The organism is Candidatus Thalassolituus haligoni (assembly GCF_041222825.1).
Lineage (GTDB): Bacteria > Pseudomonadota > Gammaproteobacteria > Pseudomonadales > Oceanobacteraceae > Oceanobacter > Oceanobacter antarcticus.
Genome location: NZ_CP139482.1, coordinates 132,096 through 150,000, shown reverse-complemented (window position 1 = coordinate 150,000; position 17,905 = coordinate 132,096). Strand labels below are relative to the sequence as shown.

The following is a 17,905-nucleotide window of genomic DNA, read 5'->3' as shown; positions in this document are numbered from 1 at the left end:
GCGCGCTCAGCCAGTTCGGCAAAATCGTAGGACTGCAACAACATATAGGTGAATTCGGTGAAGGAAATGCCAGCCCCTTCTCGATCAAGCCGCTGTTTGACTGATTCCTTCTGAATCATGTTGTTCACTGAAAAATGCTTGCCAACATCGCGGAGAAAATCGAGCACTGTCATGTCCCCGACCCAGTCGAGGTTGTTCACCACCTCGGCACTGTTCTCGCCACAATCAAAATCAATAAATTGACTCACCTGGGATTTCAGTTTTTCAACCCATCCGGCGACCACTTCGGGGCCGTTCAGCTTACGTTCCTGCGCCTTGAAGCTGGGGTCACCAATAAGCCCCGTCGCGCCACCAACCAGTGCAAAGGGGCGATGCCCGGCCAGTTGGAAACGTTTCAGCATCAACAAGGGAACCAAACTGCCGATATGCAGACTATCTGCGGTCGGATCGAATCCACAATAAAGTGTACGCATGCCAGATTCGAGATGTTGAATCAGTTCTTCGTCGGCGGTTGCCTGGTTTAGCAACCCACGGGCTTTCAAATCTTCGATCAATGCAGCTGTCATGACGTACTCAAGAGGTGTCTGATAAATAGGGTAAATGAAAATACCTGATCGATGTGCAAAATCAAGCGCACTGGTTAAAATGCCCACAGCCGCTAATATGCAGATATTCGCTCGTACTATCGTTTCAGGAATCATTTACTCGTTATGGCTGAGCCAAGCAGACTTCAATATTTTCCCGCCACCCACCTGGCTGGAGTAGTTATCGCACTTGTTCTTATTCTTTCTATCCTGCTCTGGCCTTCAGGTAACAACCGCCAGATAACCAGTCTTAAAATCGCCCTGCCAGATTCCCCAGCACTGCCCGCCGACGCAGACAGGGAAGACAAGTGGGAACAGGACAAGGTGAAGTCTGGAGACAGCCTGTCGACCTTGTTCAGTCGTAACAACCTGAGTGCATCCGATGTGGTTGATATCGCCAGCAAGGTACCGAAAGAGGCCATTCGGCTTTATCCCGGACAAGAAATACGCTGGGAAAGGAACTGGGACGGTCGCGTCAAGTCCCTGGAAATCCCGCTGTCGGCACTGGCTCACCATCGTATAGATAGAGCTGAAGATGGTGCCGTCAACTACCAGCTGGTCGAACGCGATGCCGAATACATCCCTCACTTCGCCAGCACCACCATCGAAAATTCGCTCTTTTTGGATGGTGAACGGGCCGGGGTGCCGGAGCAAATTCTGATCGAACTGGCAGGTATTTTTGGCTGGGATATCGACTTTGCGCTGGATATCCGCAAGGGCGACTCTTTCAGCCTGATCTATGAGGATGTCTTTCTGGACGGTCTAAAAATAGGTAATGGCAATATTCTGGTTGCCCGTTTCAGCAATCAAGGCAGGGATATAACCGCCATACGCTACGAAGATAAAGACGGCAACGCCAGCTATTACACCCCAGAAGGGTTGAGCATGAGAAAGGAGTTCCTGCGTAACCCCATCGATTTTGCCCGCATCAGTTCACGCTTTAACCTTGGCCGCAAACACCCGGTGCTGAACACTATTCGGGCCCACAAAGGTACCGACTATGCCGCCGCCACAGGCACTCCGATCAAGGCGGCCGGGGACGGCAAAATCATTTTTGCCGGGCGCAAGGGCGGTTACGGCAATGTGGTGATTATTCAGCATGGCACTCGCTACCAGACACTCTACGCGCATATGAACAGTTTCCATCGCAGTGTTCGCAAGGGCCGTTCAGTCAAACAAGGGCAAATCATTGGCTATGTCGGCAGTACCGGGCTGGCTACCGGCCCTCATCTCCACTACGAATTCCGGGTTGATGGCGTCCATCGGGACTCCTTGCGCGTCAAATTACCCAAAGCCCAGTCCATCTCTGCGGTGGAGAAACCCGCATTTCTACAACGATCTCGTGCCATGCTGACCTGGCTTGATGGCTATCGCGTCGGGATGGTGCAGTGATGCCAGCGACCACGGCGCGCTTGTTTATCGGACTAATGTCTGGCACCAGCGCCGACAGCATGGACGCGGTACTGACTCGCAGCGACGTCAGCGGCTTTACCACCTGCGGGTTTGTGTCCCTGCCCTACGCCCGCGATAAACAATACTGGCTCAGACACTGTGCGGTTGCTGAACAGCTGCCGGTAAACGAGATGATGCGTCTCGACCGCTTTATCGCCGCAGCCAGCGTGACGGCCGTGCAACAACTACTGGAAAACTGTCATATTCTCGCCGCTGACATAACCGCGATTGGCAGCCATGGCCACACCCTGAGACATCAGAGCCAGCCCGATGGCATCACCTGGCAAGTGGGAGACCCGTCATGGATCGCAGAACACAGTGGTATTTGCTGTGTTGCGGATTTCAGACGCCGCGACGTCGCCGCAGGAGGACAGGGCGCACCACTGGTGCCGGCATTCCACCAGCTGGTATTTGAACAGCCGGGGCATCGACGTATGGTGCTGAATATTGGTGGTATTGCCAATCTGACCGTTCTCGCCGGAAACAACACCCTCGGATTTGACACCGGGCCAGGCAACGCCTTGATGGATGAATACTGCCAGCGTTACCTGAACCAGCCCTGCGATCAGAATGGTGATATCGCCGCAATCGGCCAGATCAACCAGACATTAGTTGCCGAATGGCTGTCCCACCCCTTCTTTGCCCTATCGCCGCCCAAAAGCACCGGTCGGGAACTGTTCCTGCTACAGCACCTTGAACACCAATTACACACGCTGACCGCTGCCGATGCACTCGCTACCCTGACCGAGTGGACAGCCCGGAGCATTGCGATCGCCGTGCAGCGTTTTGGCCATATGCAAGGAGAACTGCTGGTATGTGGGGGGGGGATTCACAACCGCTGTCTGATGGAACGAATTACAACCCATTTGCCAGACCATCACGTTATCAGTACAGCAGACGCCGGTATTCACCCGGATTGGATAGAAGCCGCAGCTTTTGCCTGGCTGGCCAAACAGACCCTGGATTTGCTGCCAGGCAATCTGCCGTTGGTAACCGGAGCCAGTGGCCCAAGAATTCTGGGGGCCATTTACCCGGCTTGAAGCGCACGATGGACAGTCATTCAGAAAAAGGCGTAACCCGACGACTGCAGACGCTGGACTTCGTGATGGCCATCGGTGACATAGTCAATAAAGGCAGGGAAGTCAGCACGAGTCAGACGATGGCTGCTGAGCCAGGATTCACACACCTTGAGATCAACCACTTCAAAAGCGGCCAGTCGTGCGGCAAGATCGACCATACTGCGGTTAGCTTCATAATTGGCACGAGTAAACAACGCAACCTCTGGCCCTTTTAATACAAAGGCAACTGGCTCGCGTCGAGGATAGACCTTGTTTTCCAGCACCAGCCGTTCAGCCTCCTGTAACAGACGTTCAAGTTCCGCAGCAGAGTGAAGCTCAATATTGGCCTGATACCGGGGGGAAAGAAGAGAATTGGACTGCATCACTGGTTCCTGGACTTCAGCTCCAGGGCCAGCCCAGACCCATGGTGCCGCCAGTAAACCAGCAGCCGACAGCAGTTGGACAAAAAACGTCCGATAGAATGTCAGCATCAGACAGAAAACGACGAACCGCAACCACAGGTTGCCGTTGCAGCCGGGTTGTTAACAACAAACCGGGAGCCTTCCAGACCTTCTTGATAGTCGATAACCGAACCCGCCAGGTAACTGTAACTGAGAGAGTCAACCAGTACACGAACGCCATCCCGCTCGATCAGGCAATCATCCTCGGCCCGCTCATCATCAAACGTAAAGCCATACTGAAATCCGGAACAGCCCCCACCAGTAACAAAGACTCGCAGGCACAGCTGGTCGTCGGCTTCGTCAATCAGCAGCTCTCTGACCTTGCCTTCGGCAGTAGCGGTCAATTCGATGGGATCAGCAGATACGACAGCATTCATGGTAGGACTCTTATTGGTAGGACTCTGGCTCAGCCTGGTGATGCTTTCATTATGCGATTACCCGACCATTTTAGTCAACTTTATCCAGCGAGACAGTCTGTGCTGCTTTGCCTTTTTTGACCGGAGCCTCCGTCGCCTGATGCTTAAGCTGGCCATTCACCGAAGCGCCCAATACCATTTCCATCATCTGGTAATAGACATCACCCGTTACTTGAGCGTCTTTCGCCAGCTCGATGTATTCACCCGCATGTATGTCACCGACCACCGGGCCATTAATAATGACATTCGGAGCGTGTATCTGCCCCTCAACACGGCCTTTGTTACTCACTCGAACCACCGCGCTGCTACCCGCGTCGGCCATCAGATTACCCTTGATGACACCGTCAACATGCAAGCCGCCGGAAAAATGAATATCCCCGCTAATTTCGGTTTTGGAAGAAATCAGCGTGTCGTACTGGACGTTGGAGCTTTTGTCTTTTGCGCTAAACATGCAGGGGTTCCTTATAAGGTCCAATCATAGGTTTGTTCGGTACGGCGGGCTTTTTTGCCAGTCGACTGAGCGACAACGTTCACTTTTTGAGGAGTAAAGCCATCCGGTAACGCCAATTCACCAGACAATTCCTGAAAATAGCGGAAACGGAATTTACCTGTAAATGTGGCATCCAGCTGTACCAAAGGCACGGTCGCACTGACGCCTTTGTCATTCAGGCCGACGACGTTGGCCGTGATGGTTCCGGCAATCGTATCGCCGTTATCGGCCACCTGGGTCAACATCAGTCGGTACTGATAACGACCATCGTTGAGGCCAACCAGCTGCAGATCATGAATTCGCAGCCCTTTCTCGACCGCATCCGGATCCATAATGCTTTTGTAAAACGCGACGTCCTGTTCCAGGTCATCCACCTGTTGCTCCAGGCTACGAATCGAACCACGCACTGAATCGGCAGCGTAACGATCCACTTCCCCGCCTTTTTCGAGAATGCCAACGTGCTGGGTCAGATCCGTAATGGTCTGCTCATTACGCGAGAGATCACTCAACAGCTGATCCCGCTGCGCCTGTAATGACTCCAGCATACGGAGACTGCCAAACCAGCCTCCGGCAAAGCCGCTGCCGACAGCCAATAACAACAGCAACAGCATCCAGAAGCGGGAACGCAGTTCCCGCCCCGGACGACGCCGGGAAATAACCAGCTCATCTTGCAGGCTGCCCAACACCGCAGTCCCTTTATTCAAAGCCATGATGGCTCCTTGCTAACAGCAATTGAATAGATCATGGCATCAACGCAACATGATTCAGACCCGCTGTTTCATCCAGGCCAAACATCAGGTTCATATTTTGTACCGCCTGACCGGAAGCGCCTTTCACCAGGTTGTCGATCACCGACAGCACCACGATCTGGCCGGTATCGGCATGATGGTGCACCGCGATACGGCACATATTACTGCCTTTCACACTACGCGTGGCGGGATGACTGCCTGCGGGCATCACATCCACAAACGGCTCGTTAGCGTAACGCTCTTCATAAAGCGTCTGCAGATCCACACTGGCATCGAGGTCCGGTGCAAAGGCATACAGGGTAGAATGAATGCCCCGTACCATTGGCATCAAGTGCGGCACAAAGGTCAAACTTACCGGCTTGCCCGCAAACCAGGCCAAGCCCTGACGGATTTCCGGCAAATGACGGTGACCCGCAACCCCATACGCCATCACTGATTCACTGGTTTCACACAACAACGAGCCGACCTTGGCGCCACGGCCCGCACCGGAAACACCGGATTTGCAATCGGCAATCAGGGTTTGCTCTGGCAGCAGGTTGTTTTCCAGCAGCGGTAAATAGCCCAACTGCACAGAAGTTGGATAACAACCCGGTACGGCAATCAGCCGCGCGGTACGAATGTCATCGCGTTTCACTTCTGGCAAGCCATAGACGGCTTCCGGCAACAGCTCGCGGGCACCATGAGGCTGGCCGTACCAGGCTTCCCATTCGTCGGCGTCCTGTATACGGAAATCGGCAGACAGATCGATAACACGGGTTCCGGTAGCCAGAATCTCCGCCGCCAGTGAGTGGGCAACGCCGTGTGGTGTGGCAAAAAATACCACGTCACACGCGCCCAGTGTGGCGGTATCGGGCACGGTAAATTTCAGTTCGGTGTGGCCACGCAAATTCGGGTACATGTCTGCAACCGGTGTACCTGCTTCACTTCGAGAGGTAATCACGCGCAGTTCGACGCCTGGATGGTTGACCAGGATGCGTAGCAATTCCACACCTGTATAGCCGGTGCCACCAACAATACCTACTTTGATCACGCGATTACCTCTGTTTAAACCATTTCCTGCCATGAGCGGGGGCAGTTCATCCCGAAGCCGCTTATAATACCGCTTCTTTGTGCACCTTCCAGTCACGTTGCACATTCCTTGCAAACACCAGGGGATTGGTTTGCTATTAAAAGCCCGCAGCCAGCAATGGCTACAGCATCTGGCGTTATCCGACAACCAGCTCGGACTCGCGGTATTGGCACTGTTGGCAGGTATTGCAGCCGCACTGGTGATCACCCTGTTTCGCCTCGCGATTGCCTGGCCACTGGAAGTCTTTTTGCCAATGGCGAGCGAAGATGACTATGAAGCACTCAGTGCCGTCACCCGCGTTGCCCTGCTGTTGGGGGGGGGCCTGTTACTGATTTTGCTGTTTCAACCCATGACTCCCGAACAACGCAGTGTTGGCGTAACCCACGTATTGATGCGAATGGAACGCCACCAGGGCTATATGCCCAAAACCAATCTGCTGCTGCAGTGGTTTGCCGCCGCTATTGCGCTGCTCAGTGGCCACAGCGTTGGCCGTGAAGGTCCGGCGATTCACCTCGGAGCAGGTACGGCTAGCCAATTGGGTCAGGCCGCCGGCGTTGCCCATCACCGACTCAGGATTCTCGCTGGAGCTGGTGTTGCCAGTGCCATCGCGGCGTCCTTCAACACCCCCATGGCCGGGGTGATTTTTGCCATGGAAGTGGTATTACTGGAATACAACCTGCGCGGTTTTATTCCGATTATTCTGGCCTCCGTCGCTGGGGCGGTGATCAGTCAGATGGTATTTGGCGCTGATACCGCGTTCGATGTCCCGCCATTGGCAATGCATTCACTGGTCGAACTGCCCTATGTCATCGCCCTTGGGCTGATTTGCGGCCTCTTGGCGACCGGGTTTATTTATTTGACCACTCGCCTTCAGACCCTCAACCCCTACCCACTCTGGGCCAAATGGGGAGGGTTGACCCTCACCACTGCCGCCATCGCCTGGTGGCTGCCCGGTATTCTGGGGATTGGTTACGATACCGTAAACGCTGCCCTGGCTGGTAATGTCGCTATCGGTCTCTTTGCTGGATTACTGGTCGGTAAACTGGTGCTGGCAGCCTGGGCGGCGGCGGTCGGCTTTCCTGCCGGACTGATTGGCCCAACCCTGTTTATGGGGGCCTTGGTAGGAGGAATTCTGGGTAAGCTGTCGCTGTTGTGGGTGCCCGACTACCCGGTTGAAATCGGTTTTTACGTCATGCTGGGCATGGGTGCCATGATGGGAGCCGTGCTGCGGGCACCGCTGGCGGCGCTGGTTGCCTTGCTGGAGTTAACCGCCAACCCGCATATTATTATGCCCAGCATGTTGGCCATTGTGATCGCGACACTGGTCGCCAGTGAAATTTTTCGCCAGCCGTCCATCTTTCAAGCCCAACTGGGCAATAACGGTTTATATCAGCCGCCCCATCCGGTGCAAATGATGTTACGCAGCACCTGGGTGGCCGAAGCCCTGACCCGATCGATGGCAGTAACCCCTCGTCAGCTCCACCCGACCTCCGCCGAACAGCTGATCGACCAGCACACCGATTGGCTCTACGTTGAAGATGAACAACTCATATTACCGACCGCCGAACTGGCAGAATGTATTCATGGCATCACCGACAACACTGCTGACAGCGCTCCGTCGTCAGCCGCTATCGACCTGCTGAAGATTCCGGCAGAGCGTTTCAGCGTCGGCCGTATTGCACTAAAAGCCAACCTGCAAGATGCCCTCGATCTGATGCAGACCCATGACTTACAGTGGCTGGCGGTGTATCGTCGCGATCCGGATTCACGCAAGGGCCAAGGCCCTTGTGTAGGGTTGGTATCGCGGGAAATGATCGAACGCCACTACCGCTACCGGCCACAAATTATTCGTTAGCGGACAGCCGTTGTGCTGCTGCGCCATTCAGGATGTTACCTATGCTTTGGGTCAAGGCCTTCCATATTATTGCCGTGATCACCTGGTTCGCAGGTATTTTCTATTTGCCACGGCTGTACGTTTACCATGCCGCTGCTGCGGACACGGCTTCCCGTGAGCGTTTCAAGATTATGGAGCGCAAACTGTATCGCGGCATCATGTGGCCTTCCATGGTGGTGGTCATCGTACTGGGCACCTGGCTGATCAGCTTCAACCCCGATTACTACCTGAACAGTGGCTGGATGCACGTCAAGCTGACGCTGGTCGCGCTGCTGGTCGGCTATCACCTGTATTGCGGCAAACTGAACCAGATGTTCAACAACGATCAAAACCACCGCAGTCATGTGTGGTACCGCTGGTTTAACGAACTGCCGGTAATTATTTTGATTGCGGTGGTGATACTGGTGGTGGTGAGGCCGTTTTAACACACTGCCAATTTTTCGATTCCGGTGCCAAATACGAAAACAGCAAGCACCGAAACAGATTCAAGAGAGAACTCCATGAGCTATAGCACAACCAAATCCCAGGCCCTGTTTGAATCCGCCCAGCTGCATATTCCCGGTGGCGTAAACTCCCCGGTACGAGCATTCAAAGGGGTCGGAGGTACGCCGATTTTTTTCGATCACGCGGCGGGTGCCTATGTCTATGACGTCGATGATAACCGCTACGTCGATTATGTCGGTTCCTGGGGGCCAATGATTCTGGGGCACAGTGCGCCGCAGATTCTTGATGCGATCTCTGCACGCATGGTAATGGGCCTGAGTTTTGGCGCTCCTACCGCGATTGAAAGCGATATGGCCAGCGAAGTGTGCAAACTGATTCCGTCGATGGCTATGGTACGCATGGTCAACTCCGGCACCGAAGCCACCATGAGCGCCATTCGCCTGGCCCGTGGCTACACCGGCCGCGACAAGCTGGTGAAATTCGAAGGCTGCTACCACGGCCATTCCGACTCGCTGCTGGTCAAGGCCGGTTCCGGCATGATGACGCTGGGCGTACCGACGTCCCCAGGTGTCCCGGCGTCAGTGGCAGAACACACCATCACGCTGGATTACAACAACCTCGACAGCGTGCGCGAGTGTTTCTCCCGGATGGGCGACCAGATTGCCTGTGTGATCATCGAGCCGGTGGCTGGCAACATGAACTGCATTCCACCGAGCAAATCCTTCCTGCAAGGGCTGCGTGAATTGTGTGATGTCCACGGCATCGTACTGATTTTTGACGAAGTGATGAGCGGTTTCCGCGTCGCACTTGGTGGAGCCCAAGCCTACTACGGCATCGTCCCGGACATGACCTGTCTGGGCAAAGTGATTGGCGGCGGCTTACCTGTGGGTGCCTTTGGCGGCAAACGCGCCATCATGGAGTGCCTGTCACCACTTGGGCCGGTGTATCAGGCCGGCACCCTCTCGGGTAACCCGCTGGCAATGGCCGCCGGGCTGGCGATGCTGAAAGAAATCCAGCGCGACGGCGTGTATGAGCAACTGAACGCTCGTGTAGACCAGCTACTGGAAGGTTTTCAGGCAGCCGCCGACCAACACGGTATTCCGTTCACTTTTAACAAGGCAGGTTCCATGTTTGGCCTGTTCTTTACCGAACTGGACAAGGTAGAGAACTTCCGTCAGGTCGCGGATCAATGCGATAGCGGCCGTTTCGGAAAATTCTTCCACGGCATGCTGGAAGAAGGCGTGTACCTGGCACCCTCGGCGTTTGAAGCCGGATTCATGTCACTGGCCCATACCGAGGCTGACATTGAGTTCACCATTGCCGCTGCCGATAAGGTCATGGCAACACTGTGATGATGCTGGTCGCGCTTTGTCTTCTGGCTGCCGCACTGCTATCAAGCTGGCAGAATCGTCCGGCCACTGCCCGTCAGTGGCCTGGCTCTGCCGCAGGACGCTTTGCTGCCGGGTTGATATTGGTCGGCTATGGTATCGCCTCACTGCTGTCCTATGGGCTGACACCATGGCTGGCTGGCGATGCACTGCAACAAACCGACTTGCTGATGCAACAGCTGAGTCTGTATGCCGCGTTACCCATGCTGGTCTGCAGCCATCTGGCGGAGCGCTTGGGCCACAACTGGAATCGGCAAATCTGGGGGCGAATATTCCTTGGCTGGTGTGTGGTGTTCGAACTGGCCCGCCGTAGCAATACCCTCGATTGGGTGCTGATACTGACCCTTGCCGCTGGCCTGGTGACACTGCTTTTACCCTGGCTGTTACATCAAACCAGCACTAGCACCATCACCAATAACAAGCGCCGCTGGCAAAATGTCTATTTCCCCCTGGCGGCCTGGCTGCTGCTCTGTATTGGTCAGGCAACCCAGTCAACAATCACCCCTGCGGCCCAGATGGCAGGGCTGACCCTGGCATTGATTGCTCTGTATTACGCCCAACCGCTTTCCTATCAGATGGCCAACCACCACTCGCAGAATACAGTCACGGACTGATGACTCAACTGCGCTCCGCCTCCAGGCGGGAGCGCAGTTGAGTGGCTTCTGCCTGTTTGCCTTGCTGTTGCAAAACATCCACCAGCAACCACTGGATTCGACGACTCAAGCCCTCATCATGGCTGAACAGCAACCCCCGCCGCAGTAATTGTTCCGCCGCCGCAGGCTGATTCATTTGCACACTCACCCAGCCCTGACGATAAAAAATCGCCGCATTACGAGGCTGGATCTGGCGCGCCTGATCCAGATAGCTCATGGTTTTCGGCCACTCCCCGGCTTGACGAGCCTGTTCCGCCTGCTGCAACAAGGCATTGACGGCCGGATGGTGCTGGCCCTGATCCAGCGTCGCCAACTCACCCGCTTGCCAATACGGCAACTCCCCGGCTGTTGTTGACGATTCAGGAGCGATCACCGCTGTGCTGCTACATCCGACCAAGCCACCGGCCACGCCCAGCAATAGTGTCGCTGTCAGTAACCCGATCCGGGTGTTCAAAACAACCAATCCAGCCATCCCTTTTTGCCTCTTGAGTTTGCTTTACCCGCCGACTGACAAGGTATTGGAGTTTGCTTTATCGCGCTGGCAGGCATCATCAGCGAACGGCCTTCACAACCGTCCTCCAGAATCTGCCCTTGCGGATCCACCACAACGGGTTGCAAACCGGTCGCTGGCAATGGTTCCACGCCCGCCTGCGCGAAGGTTTGCTGCCAGATCGGCAGGGCTGCTGAACTGCCCGCCAGTGGCATTGGCTGATTGTCATCACGACCCACCCACACCACGCCGAGATGGCGATTATCAAAACCGGCAAACCAGGCGTCACGCTGTTGATCACTGGTACCGGTTTTACCCGCCAAGGGGCCACTAAATTGCGTCAGCAGCTGTTTGGCCGTGCCCTCGTTCACCACCTGTTCAAGTCCGTAGCGCAGCCAGTCAACCTGTTCTGCCGACACTCCCTGACGCCCTTGAATGGCGTACGACGACAAGGTTCTGCCACTGCCGGTCGTCACCGCCTCAACCGCCCGCAGAGGCATCACAAAGCCACGGGCAGCCAGTGTCTGATACACCCCGGCCACTTCGAAAGGCGATAATTCCAGCGAACCCAACAGCACCGAGGGATACGGTGGCACCTGACTGTGCAATCCAAGATCATGAAACGTACGCGCAACCTGCTCCAGCCCCACCCGCATACCAAGACGTGCCGTCGCCTGGTTATAGGAATGGCTCAGGGCATCCACCATGGCCACCTGACCATGGTTTTTACCGTCATAGTTTTGTGGCTGCCAGAGCTGGCCATCCTGACCGGCAACCTGCACCGGACTGTCATCCACCGGCGTCCCCCAGTGGTAGCGACCACTGCGCAGAGCGGCCAGATAAACCACCGGCTTCGCCAGCGAACCGATCGAACGATGCGCATCCAATGCCCGATTAAAGCCAAAATAACCCGCCTGCCGACCACCAATCATGGCACGGATTTCGGCCCCATCAACACTGGTGACCAAGGCTGCGGTTTCCAGCTTGCCGGTTAGTGCCGGGTAGCGGGTTTCCAGCCTGTCCAATTGAGTGGTCGCAGACACTTCCAGCGCATGCTGAATCCAGGGATCCAGAGTGGTGAAAATATTCAGCCCTTCGGTTTCCAGATCCTCACTGCGGTAATCTTCTCGCAGTTGCTTGCGTACCAGTTCAAGAAACGCCGGATACTCGCGCTGGCTAACCCGCTGGCTGTCGGCCGTCTGCATCGGCTGCTGACTGGCCTGCAAATAGCGAGGTTGCGAAATCAGCCCTTGCTCCGCCATCAATGTCAGAATCAGGTTGCGACGCTCCAGCGCCCGTTGCGGATGCCGTTTCGGATTATAAAACGACGCCCCCTTAACCAACCCCACCAGCGTGGCGATTTCAGCCAGATCCAACTCCTGCACCGGCTTGCCGAAATAAAATCGTGACGCCAACCCCACCCCATGAATGGCCCGGCGACCAGCCTGGCCCAGATACACTTCATTCAGATACGCCTGCAAAATCTCAGCCTTGCTGTAGTGCAACTCCAGCAAAATGGCCATCAATGCTTCCTGCACCTTGCGCGTTAAGGTGCGCTCCTGGGTCAGAAAGAAGTTTTTTACCAACTGCTGGGTAAGGGTCGATCCGCCCTGCACCACACCGCCCGCCTGAATATTAGCCACCATGGCACGGGCAATCCCCCGCAACGAAATGCCATGATGCTCAAAAAAACCGTTGTCTTCCGTCACCACCAGCGCAGCCAGCAGTTCGCTGGGCACCTGATCCAGCGTCACCAGTTCGCGGTCTTCGTTATGGGCCGGGAAGATACCGCCAACGTATTGTGGCTCCAGCCGCACCAGTGGCACCTCTTCACCATTGACGGACAGCCGTTTGATACGCTGGTTGCTCAAGGTCAAGTCGATCAATGCATGCGGCTGTGGGCCATCCCAGAAATTCACCTGGCGACGATGAATACGCCAGATTGCGCCGTTATGCTGGTAATGCCCCGGCCCCGCCACCGAGCCCGGCTGATAATCGGTCCATTCCAGCTCCGCCCGCAGTTGCTCAGCGGGCAACAAACGGCCGGGATACAGCAACAGCGGGCGCGCATACACCCGTGCAGGCAGCGTCCACTTTTTGCCGTCGAACTGCCGTTGTACTTGAGCATCAAGAAACACCATCCAGACCCCCAACACCAACAAGCCAGCAAGACCAAGCTGCCAGCTAATACGCCAGGCGATTAACCAACGTGATAGCTTGGCACCGCCGGCCGCCGTTTTACCGCTCGACGCCGAACCCGAGGTGGATCCCGAGCTGGCAGCAGACTTGGGTTTAGCGCTGCTACCCGATTTTGGTTTGGCAGAGGGCTTTGATGACGGCTTTGATGACGGCTTTGATGACGGCTTTGATGACGGCTTTGATGACGACTTTGACGTCGGTCTGGAGCGGGGGTTGGCAGCAGCCGGTTTCGACCGCTTGGGTTTGACCCCGTCAGGTTTGGGTGTGCGTGAAGGTGTATTGTTGGGAGTTTTACCAGCCATAATGATGACAATAATCCGCGCTATAAAAACAAAAAACGACCACGCCATGGCGCAGTCTGAAAAATACGACCGGAAGTCTAGCAGTCAGTGCCCGTCATTGGCCGATATATCGGTTGTCTATGCTCAGGATCACATCCGGGCGACGATGCAGACCGGAATCATGCATACCCAGTCGACAGCGCTTACACTCACAACGTGACACCTGAACAAACAACGGACAACACAACCATGACGGCACTGCTCGAACACCGCTGGCAACAGATTAACCATCAACTGACGGATACCGGTGCCCGATTCAGCTTCGACTGGCCCGGCCTGTGGCAATCACTGACAGCAAAACAGCAGTACCAGCTGCGTACGGTATTACTGATCAGCCAGTACGTCGTCGATGCATTACCCAAAGACGGTGACTACTTCACCCGCCAGCTGCAAACCGACAACATCAGCCAACCCCTTGGCCGGGCTGATATCCGTCATTGGCTGAATGCCCTCAACGAACACACCACTACAGATCCGACCAGCGAAGAACAGTGGTTACATCGGCTGCGCGTATTACGCCGCCGGGTCATGGTGCAAACCATCTGGCGCGACCTGCTGCGGCAGGCCGATACACTGACCACTACCCGCACCGTGTCCGACCTGGCCGATGAAGTGATCTGCCAAAGCATTCACTATTTTGACCAGCAGCTGCAGCAACGCTACGGTACCCCGATGGGCAAAGAATCCGGGCAACCACAGTCGTTGCTGGTACTGGGCATGGGTAAGCTTGGGGCTTACGAACTCAACCTCAGCTCGGATATTGACCTGATCTTCAGCTACCCGGAATCCGGTAACACCAACGGCAAAAAATCCATCAGCAACCAGGAATACTTCGTCAAACTGGGCCAGAAACTGATCGGCGCGCTGGATAAACACACCATCGACGGCTTTGTCTTCCGCACTGATATGCGCTTGCGTCCCTATGGCCAAAGCGGCCCACTGGTGATGAACTTCGATTCGATGGAAGAGTATTACCAGAACCAAGGCCGCGATTGGGAACGCTACGCCATGGTCAAGGCCCGCATCCTGACCGGTGAAAACACCCCGGCAGCACAGCAATTGCTCAATATTCTGCGGCCATTTACCTATCGGGTGTACATCGACTACAGCGCCTTTGAATCCCTGCGCAACATGAAAGCCATGATCAACGCCGAAGTACGTCGCCGCCACCTCGACAACAACGTCAAACTGGGGCCGGGCGGCATTCGCGAAGTGGAATTTACCGTACAGGCGTTTCAACTGATTCGCGGCGGTCAGGAAAAACAGCTGCAGCAACGCCAATTGGTACCGCTGCTTGGCCTGCTCGTGAATGACGGCTACCTGCCAGCCGACGCCGCCAGCGAACTGCGTAATGCCTACCTGTTTCTGCGCGATCTCGAACACACCCTGCAAGCACTCAACGACGAACAAACCCAACAGCTCCCGACAGAACCGGAAGCCAGAGCACGGATTGCGCTGGCCATGAATTACGACAACTGGGCCAGCCTTGAGCACCAGCTTGACCAGCATCGTGAACATGTCAGATACCACTTTGCCGAAATCGTCCGCAGCGACAGCGCCGAACAGCACACCGACACGGCAGACCTTATCTGGATCGACGTCTGGCACGGCGACTTGGCGGCCGAAGCCCATAACTACCTGGCCAGCCACTGCGCAGACATGTTGGCGACAGACTTCAGCCAATGCCTGGCCAACTTCCGTCATTCCCGCGCGGTGAGCAGCATGCAGGCCATCGGCCACGAACGGCTGGACACCCTGATGCCGCTATTGCTGCACGATATCAGCCACAGCAGCACGCCACTGAACACCTTGCAACGACTGATCCCGTTGCTGGAGGCCGTGCTGCGGCGTACCGCCTACCTGGTATTACTGCAAGAAAACCCCCAGGCCCGCACCCAGCTGATACAACTGTGCGGGGCCTCGGAATGGGTCGCCCATTACATTACCCACACACCACTGTTGCTGGACGAACTGCTTGATCCCGCCACCCTCTACCGTCGCCCCGAACGCCGCGAACTAGAGGAAGAACTGCAATTACGTCTGCTCCGCATCGACGCCGACGACCTCGAACAGCAAATGGAAGCCCTGCGCCAGTTTGTTCACGCCCACAAACTCCGTGCTGCCGCCTGCGAAATAATGGACGCCCTGCCACTGATGCGCATCTCCGACTACCTCACCTGGGTCGCCGAAGTGGCGTTGCAAAATGTGATGCAACTGGCCTGGCAACAAATGGTGAGCAAATATGGTTACCCTGCCAACCGTCAGGGCGATGCAGTGACCGAACCGGAATTTGTCGTGATCGGCTACGGCAAGGTCGGCGGCCTGGAAATGAGTTACCGCTCCGACCTCGACCTGGTATTTCTGCACAACAGCTGGAATATGGGTAGCACACTGGCCAACCAACAAACCGACCAGACTGCCGCACAGCGCAGCATCGACAACAGCGTTTTTTACACCCGTATGGGCCAACGCATGATCCACATACTCACCGCTCAGACCCGCTCCGGTGATCTCTACGAAGTGGACATGCGCCTGCGACCCTCCGGTAATTCCGGCATGATCGTCGCCTCCTTCAAAGCCTTCGAAGAGTATCAGACCCGCCACGCCTGGACCTGGGAGCAGCAGGCACTGGTACGCGCCCGCGTACTGTGTGGCAATCCGGAACTGGCATCCGCCTACAACATCATCCGGTGCCAGACTCTGGCTCAACCACGTGAATTGCCCGTGCTCAAGGAAGAAGTCCGTTCCATGCGTCAGAAAATGCGTGAAAACCTGGGCACAGAAGAAAAATCCGCACAGAAATTCCACCTTAAACAGGATGCCGGGGGTATTGTTGACATCGAGTTTCTGGTTCAATACGGAGTTCTGGCCTGGTCACACCAATACCCAGATCTGTTAGCGGTAACCGACAACATGCGCTTGTTGGATTCGTTTGAAACAGTCGGCCTGCTCGATTCACAAGATCGTCAGACCCTGCAGGAAACCTACCTGACCTACCGAGCCGAAACCCACCGGCGCGCGCTACAGAATACAAACCTGATTCTGGACCAAACGCAGAGCCATCAGCTTGGCTTCGACGTGCGCCGCGAGGGTGTGACCCGACTGTGGAAACTCTGGATAGAAAACTAATTACATTTTTTGAGTGAGGTCTTTATGCAACCTTCCATGTCTGACCGCGACGGTCTGATCTGGCTAGACGGCGAGTTGGTAAACTGGCGTGACGCCAAAGTCCACGTACTGACTCATACCCTGCACTACGGCATGGGCGTTTTCGAAGGTGTGCGGGCTTATAATACAGACGAAGGTGCTGCGATTTTCCGCCTGCAGGAGCACACAGACCGACTGTTTAACTCCGCCCACATTCTGGGTATGAAGCTGCCCTACAGCAAAGCAGAAGTAAACGAAGCCCAACGAGCCGCCGTACGCGAAAACAACCTCGACAGCGCCTATATTCGCCCGATGGCGTTTCTCGGCTCTGAAGGCATGGGCTTGCGTGCCGACAACCTGAAAGTACACCTGATGGTTGCCGCCTGGGAATGGCCCGCCTACATGGGCGAAGACGCCAAAACCCAAGGTATTAAAATCCGCACCTCCAGTTATACCCGCCACCACGTCAACATCACCATGTGCAAGGCGAAAGCCAACGGCAACTACATGAACTCCATGCTGGCGCTGCGTGAAGCACTCGACAGCGGTTGTGAAGAAGCCCTGCTGCTGGACAACGAAGGCTACGTTGCCGAAGGTTCCGGCGAGAACTTCTTTCTGGTGAAAGATGGCATCATCTACACCCCGGAACTGACGTCCTGCCTGGACGGCATTACCCGCCGCACCATTATGGAATTCTCCCGCAACCTGGGTTATGAAGTGCGCGAGAAACGCATCACCCGCGACGAAGTATACATCGCCGACGAAGCCTTCTTTACCGGCACCGCCGCCGAAGTACTGCCCATCCAGAGCCTGGATGGCCGCGTGATAGGAGCAGGCCACCGAGGCCCGGTTACCGAACAGCTGCAAAGCATGTACTTTGAACAGGTCACCGGCAAACGCGACTACAAACCAGAGTGGCAAACACCAGTAAAATAACCCGGCCCAGGCCCGCCGACCAATGCGGGCAAACAAGCCAATAAAAAACCCCGTCGGAGTCTCATCCTGCGGGGTTTTTTTACGCGGTAGACGTAGACGGTTCTGACCAGAAAAGATCTGAGGGCAGCTTCCAA

The 17,905-nt window shown here is 55.7% G+C and carries 17 protein-coding genes (1 of these 17 running past the window's edge); 9 read left to right on the top strand and 8 right to left on the bottom strand.

The window, feature by feature from the left end; all coding sequences use genetic code 11:
• Nucleotides 1–566: the 5' end (the start) of a tyrosine--tRNA ligase gene (tyrS, locus tag SOJ49_RS00715; protein WP_369856328.1), read on the bottom strand. The gene continues 733 nt to the left of window position 1, outside the view; the window shows 566 of its 1,299 coding nt (coding positions 1–566); the start codon lies at nt 564–566; the stop codon falls past the left edge of the window.
• A 144-nt stretch (nt 567–710) separates the two neighbouring features.
• Here tyrS and SOJ49_RS00710 point away from each other — a divergent pair, with 144 nt between their 5' ends.
• Together SOJ49_RS00710 and SOJ49_RS00705 are read left to right on the top strand one after the other, a co-directional pair.
• On the top strand, nt 711–1,976 hold the full coding sequence (locus SOJ49_RS00710) for an OapA family protein (protein WP_369856327.1): 1,266 nt from the start codon (nt 711–713) through the stop codon (nt 1,974–1,976).
• Nucleotides 1,976–3,076, top strand: coding sequence for an anhydro-N-acetylmuramic acid kinase (locus tag SOJ49_RS00705; protein WP_369856326.1), 1,101 nt, complete (start codon nt 1,976–1,978; stop codon nt 3,074–3,076). The genes SOJ49_RS00710 and SOJ49_RS00705 overlap by 1 nt, the downstream gene beginning before the upstream one ends.
• Nucleotides 3,077–3,096: 20 nt before the next feature.
• Here the strand turns inward: SOJ49_RS00705 and SOJ49_RS00700 are convergent, their stop codons facing one another.
• The 5 genes from SOJ49_RS00700 to argC all read right to left on the bottom strand — a co-directional run bounded on the left by SOJ49_RS00700 (nt 3,097) and on the right by argC (nt 6,240).
• Nucleotides 3,097–3,477: a hypothetical protein gene (locus SOJ49_RS00700; RefSeq protein ID WP_369856325.1), complete on the bottom strand. Its 381-nt coding sequence runs from the start codon at nt 3,475–3,477 to the stop codon at nt 3,097–3,099.
• Nucleotides 3,478–3,584: 107 nt separating this feature from the next.
• Entirely contained in the window at nt 3,585–3,932 is a 348-nt protein-coding gene (erpA, locus tag SOJ49_RS00695) for an iron-sulfur cluster insertion protein ErpA (RefSeq protein WP_369856324.1), read from the bottom strand.
• A gap of 70 nt (nt 3,933–4,002) precedes the next feature.
• Entirely contained in the window at nt 4,003–4,422 is a 420-nt protein-coding gene (locus tag SOJ49_RS00690) for a polymer-forming cytoskeletal protein (RefSeq protein ID WP_369856323.1), read from the bottom strand.
• Nucleotides 4,423–4,433: 11 nt separating this feature from the next.
• Entirely contained in the window at nt 4,434–5,171 is a 738-nt protein-coding gene (locus SOJ49_RS00685; protein ID WP_369856322.1) for a DUF6776 family protein, read from the bottom strand.
• A gap of 31 nt (nt 5,172–5,202) precedes the next feature.
• Nucleotides 5,203–6,240 (bottom strand): N-acetyl-gamma-glutamyl-phosphate reductase, encoded by a 1,038-nt coding sequence (gene argC, locus SOJ49_RS00680; protein WP_369856321.1) that lies wholly within the window; start codon nt 6,238–6,240, stop codon nt 5,203–5,205.
• A gap of 130 nt (nt 6,241–6,370) precedes the next feature.
• On the opposite strand from argC, the gene SOJ49_RS00675 reads away from it, so the two are divergent.
• From SOJ49_RS00675 to SOJ49_RS00660, 4 genes are all read left to right on the top strand, one after another.
• Nucleotides 6,371–8,134 (top strand): chloride channel protein, encoded by a 1,764-nt coding sequence (locus tag SOJ49_RS00675; RefSeq protein WP_369856320.1) that lies wholly within the window; start codon nt 6,371–6,373, stop codon nt 8,132–8,134.
• A gap of 41 nt (nt 8,135–8,175) precedes the next feature.
• On the top strand, nt 8,176–8,598 hold the full coding sequence (hemJ, locus tag SOJ49_RS00670) for a protoporphyrinogen oxidase HemJ (protein ID WP_369856319.1): 423 nt from the start codon (nt 8,176–8,178) through the stop codon (nt 8,596–8,598).
• Between the two features lie 75 nt (nt 8,599–8,673).
• Nucleotides 8,674–9,969, top strand: coding sequence for a glutamate-1-semialdehyde 2,1-aminomutase (hemL, locus tag SOJ49_RS00665; RefSeq protein WP_369856318.1), 1,296 nt, complete (start codon nt 8,674–8,676; stop codon nt 9,967–9,969).
• Nucleotides 9,966–10,619, top strand: a complete 654-nt coding sequence (locus SOJ49_RS00660) for a hypothetical protein (protein WP_369856317.1) — start codon at nt 9,966–9,968, stop codon at nt 10,617–10,619. Before hemL ends, SOJ49_RS00660 begins: the two co-directional genes overlap by 4 nt.
• A gap of 4 nt (nt 10,620–10,623) precedes the next feature.
• Here SOJ49_RS00660 and SOJ49_RS00655 read toward each other — a convergent pair whose 3' ends face one another.
• Nucleotides 10,624–11,130 carry a tetratricopeptide repeat protein gene (locus SOJ49_RS00655; protein WP_369856316.1) on the bottom strand — a complete coding sequence of 169 codons (507 nt, stop codon included), beginning with the start codon at nt 11,128–11,130 and terminating at the stop codon, nt 10,624–10,626.
• Nucleotides 11,109–13,289, bottom strand: a complete 2,181-nt coding sequence (gene mrcB, locus SOJ49_RS00650; RefSeq protein ID WP_369856315.1) for a penicillin-binding protein 1B — start codon at nt 13,287–13,289, stop codon at nt 11,109–11,111. Before mrcB ends, SOJ49_RS00655 begins: the two co-directional genes overlap by 22 nt.
• 76 nt (nt 13,290–13,365) lie before the next feature.
• Between mrcB and SOJ49_RS00645 the strand changes: the two genes are divergently transcribed.
• From SOJ49_RS00645 to SOJ49_RS00635, 3 genes are read left to right on the top strand one after another with little or no spacing between them, the layout of a single operon-like run.
• The gene (locus SOJ49_RS00645) at nt 13,366–13,848 is read left to right on the top strand and encodes a hypothetical protein (protein WP_369856314.1); all 483 of its coding nucleotides are present in this window, start codon (nt 13,366–13,368) and stop codon (nt 13,846–13,848) included.
• Between the two features lie 29 nt (nt 13,849–13,877).
• On the top strand, nt 13,878–16,817 hold the full coding sequence (glnE, locus tag SOJ49_RS00640) for a bifunctional [glutamate--ammonia ligase]-adenylyl-L-tyrosine phosphorylase/[glutamate--ammonia-ligase] adenylyltransferase (RefSeq protein WP_369856313.1): 2,940 nt from the start codon (nt 13,878–13,880) through the stop codon (nt 16,815–16,817).
• A 24-nt stretch (nt 16,818–16,841) separates the two neighbouring features.
• Nucleotides 16,842–17,771, top strand: a complete 930-nt coding sequence (locus SOJ49_RS00635; protein ID WP_369856312.1) for a branched-chain amino acid transaminase — start codon at nt 16,842–16,844, stop codon at nt 17,769–17,771.
• The last annotated feature ends 134 nt before the right edge of the window (nt 17,772–17,905 follow it).

What these genes read in the sequence shown, in the direction of transcription:
- SOJ49_RS00700 (WP_369856325.1), bottom strand. Translation starts at nt 3,477, where the DNA reads ATGCAGTCCAATTCTCTTCTTTCCCCCCGGTATCAGGCCAATATTGAG.
- SOJ49_RS00635 (WP_369856312.1), top strand. Translation starts at nt 16,842, where the DNA reads ATGCAACCTTCCATGTCTGACCGCGACGGTCTGATCTGGCTAGACGGC.
- mrcB (WP_369856315.1), bottom strand. Translation starts at nt 13,289, where the DNA reads ATGGTGTTTCTTGATGCTCAAGTACAACGGCAGTTCGACGGCAAAAAG.
- SOJ49_RS00690 (WP_369856323.1), bottom strand. Translation starts at nt 4,422, where the DNA reads ATGTTTAGCGCAAAAGACAAAAGCTCCAACGTCCAGTACGACACGCTG.
- hemL (WP_369856318.1), top strand. Translation starts at nt 8,674, where the DNA reads ATGAGCTATAGCACAACCAAATCCCAGGCCCTGTTTGAATCCGCCCAG.
- erpA (WP_369856324.1), bottom strand. Translation starts at nt 3,932, where the DNA reads ATGAATGCTGTCGTATCTGCTGATCCCATCGAATTGACCGCTACTGCC.
- hemJ (WP_369856319.1), top strand. Translation starts at nt 8,176, where the DNA reads ATGCTTTGGGTCAAGGCCTTCCATATTATTGCCGTGATCACCTGGTTC.
- glnE (WP_369856313.1), top strand. Translation starts at nt 13,878, where the DNA reads ATGACGGCACTGCTCGAACACCGCTGGCAACAGATTAACCATCAACTG.
- SOJ49_RS00655 (WP_369856316.1), bottom strand. Translation starts at nt 11,130, where the DNA reads ATGGCTGGATTGGTTGTTTTGAACACCCGGATCGGGTTACTGACAGCG.
- SOJ49_RS00705 (WP_369856326.1), top strand. Translation starts at nt 1,976, where the DNA reads ATGCCAGCGACCACGGCGCGCTTGTTTATCGGACTAATGTCTGGCACC.
- SOJ49_RS00710 (WP_369856327.1), top strand. Translation starts at nt 711, where the DNA reads ATGGCTGAGCCAAGCAGACTTCAATATTTTCCCGCCACCCACCTGGCT.
- SOJ49_RS00685 (WP_369856322.1), bottom strand. Translation starts at nt 5,171, where the DNA reads ATGGCTTTGAATAAAGGGACTGCGGTGTTGGGCAGCCTGCAAGATGAG.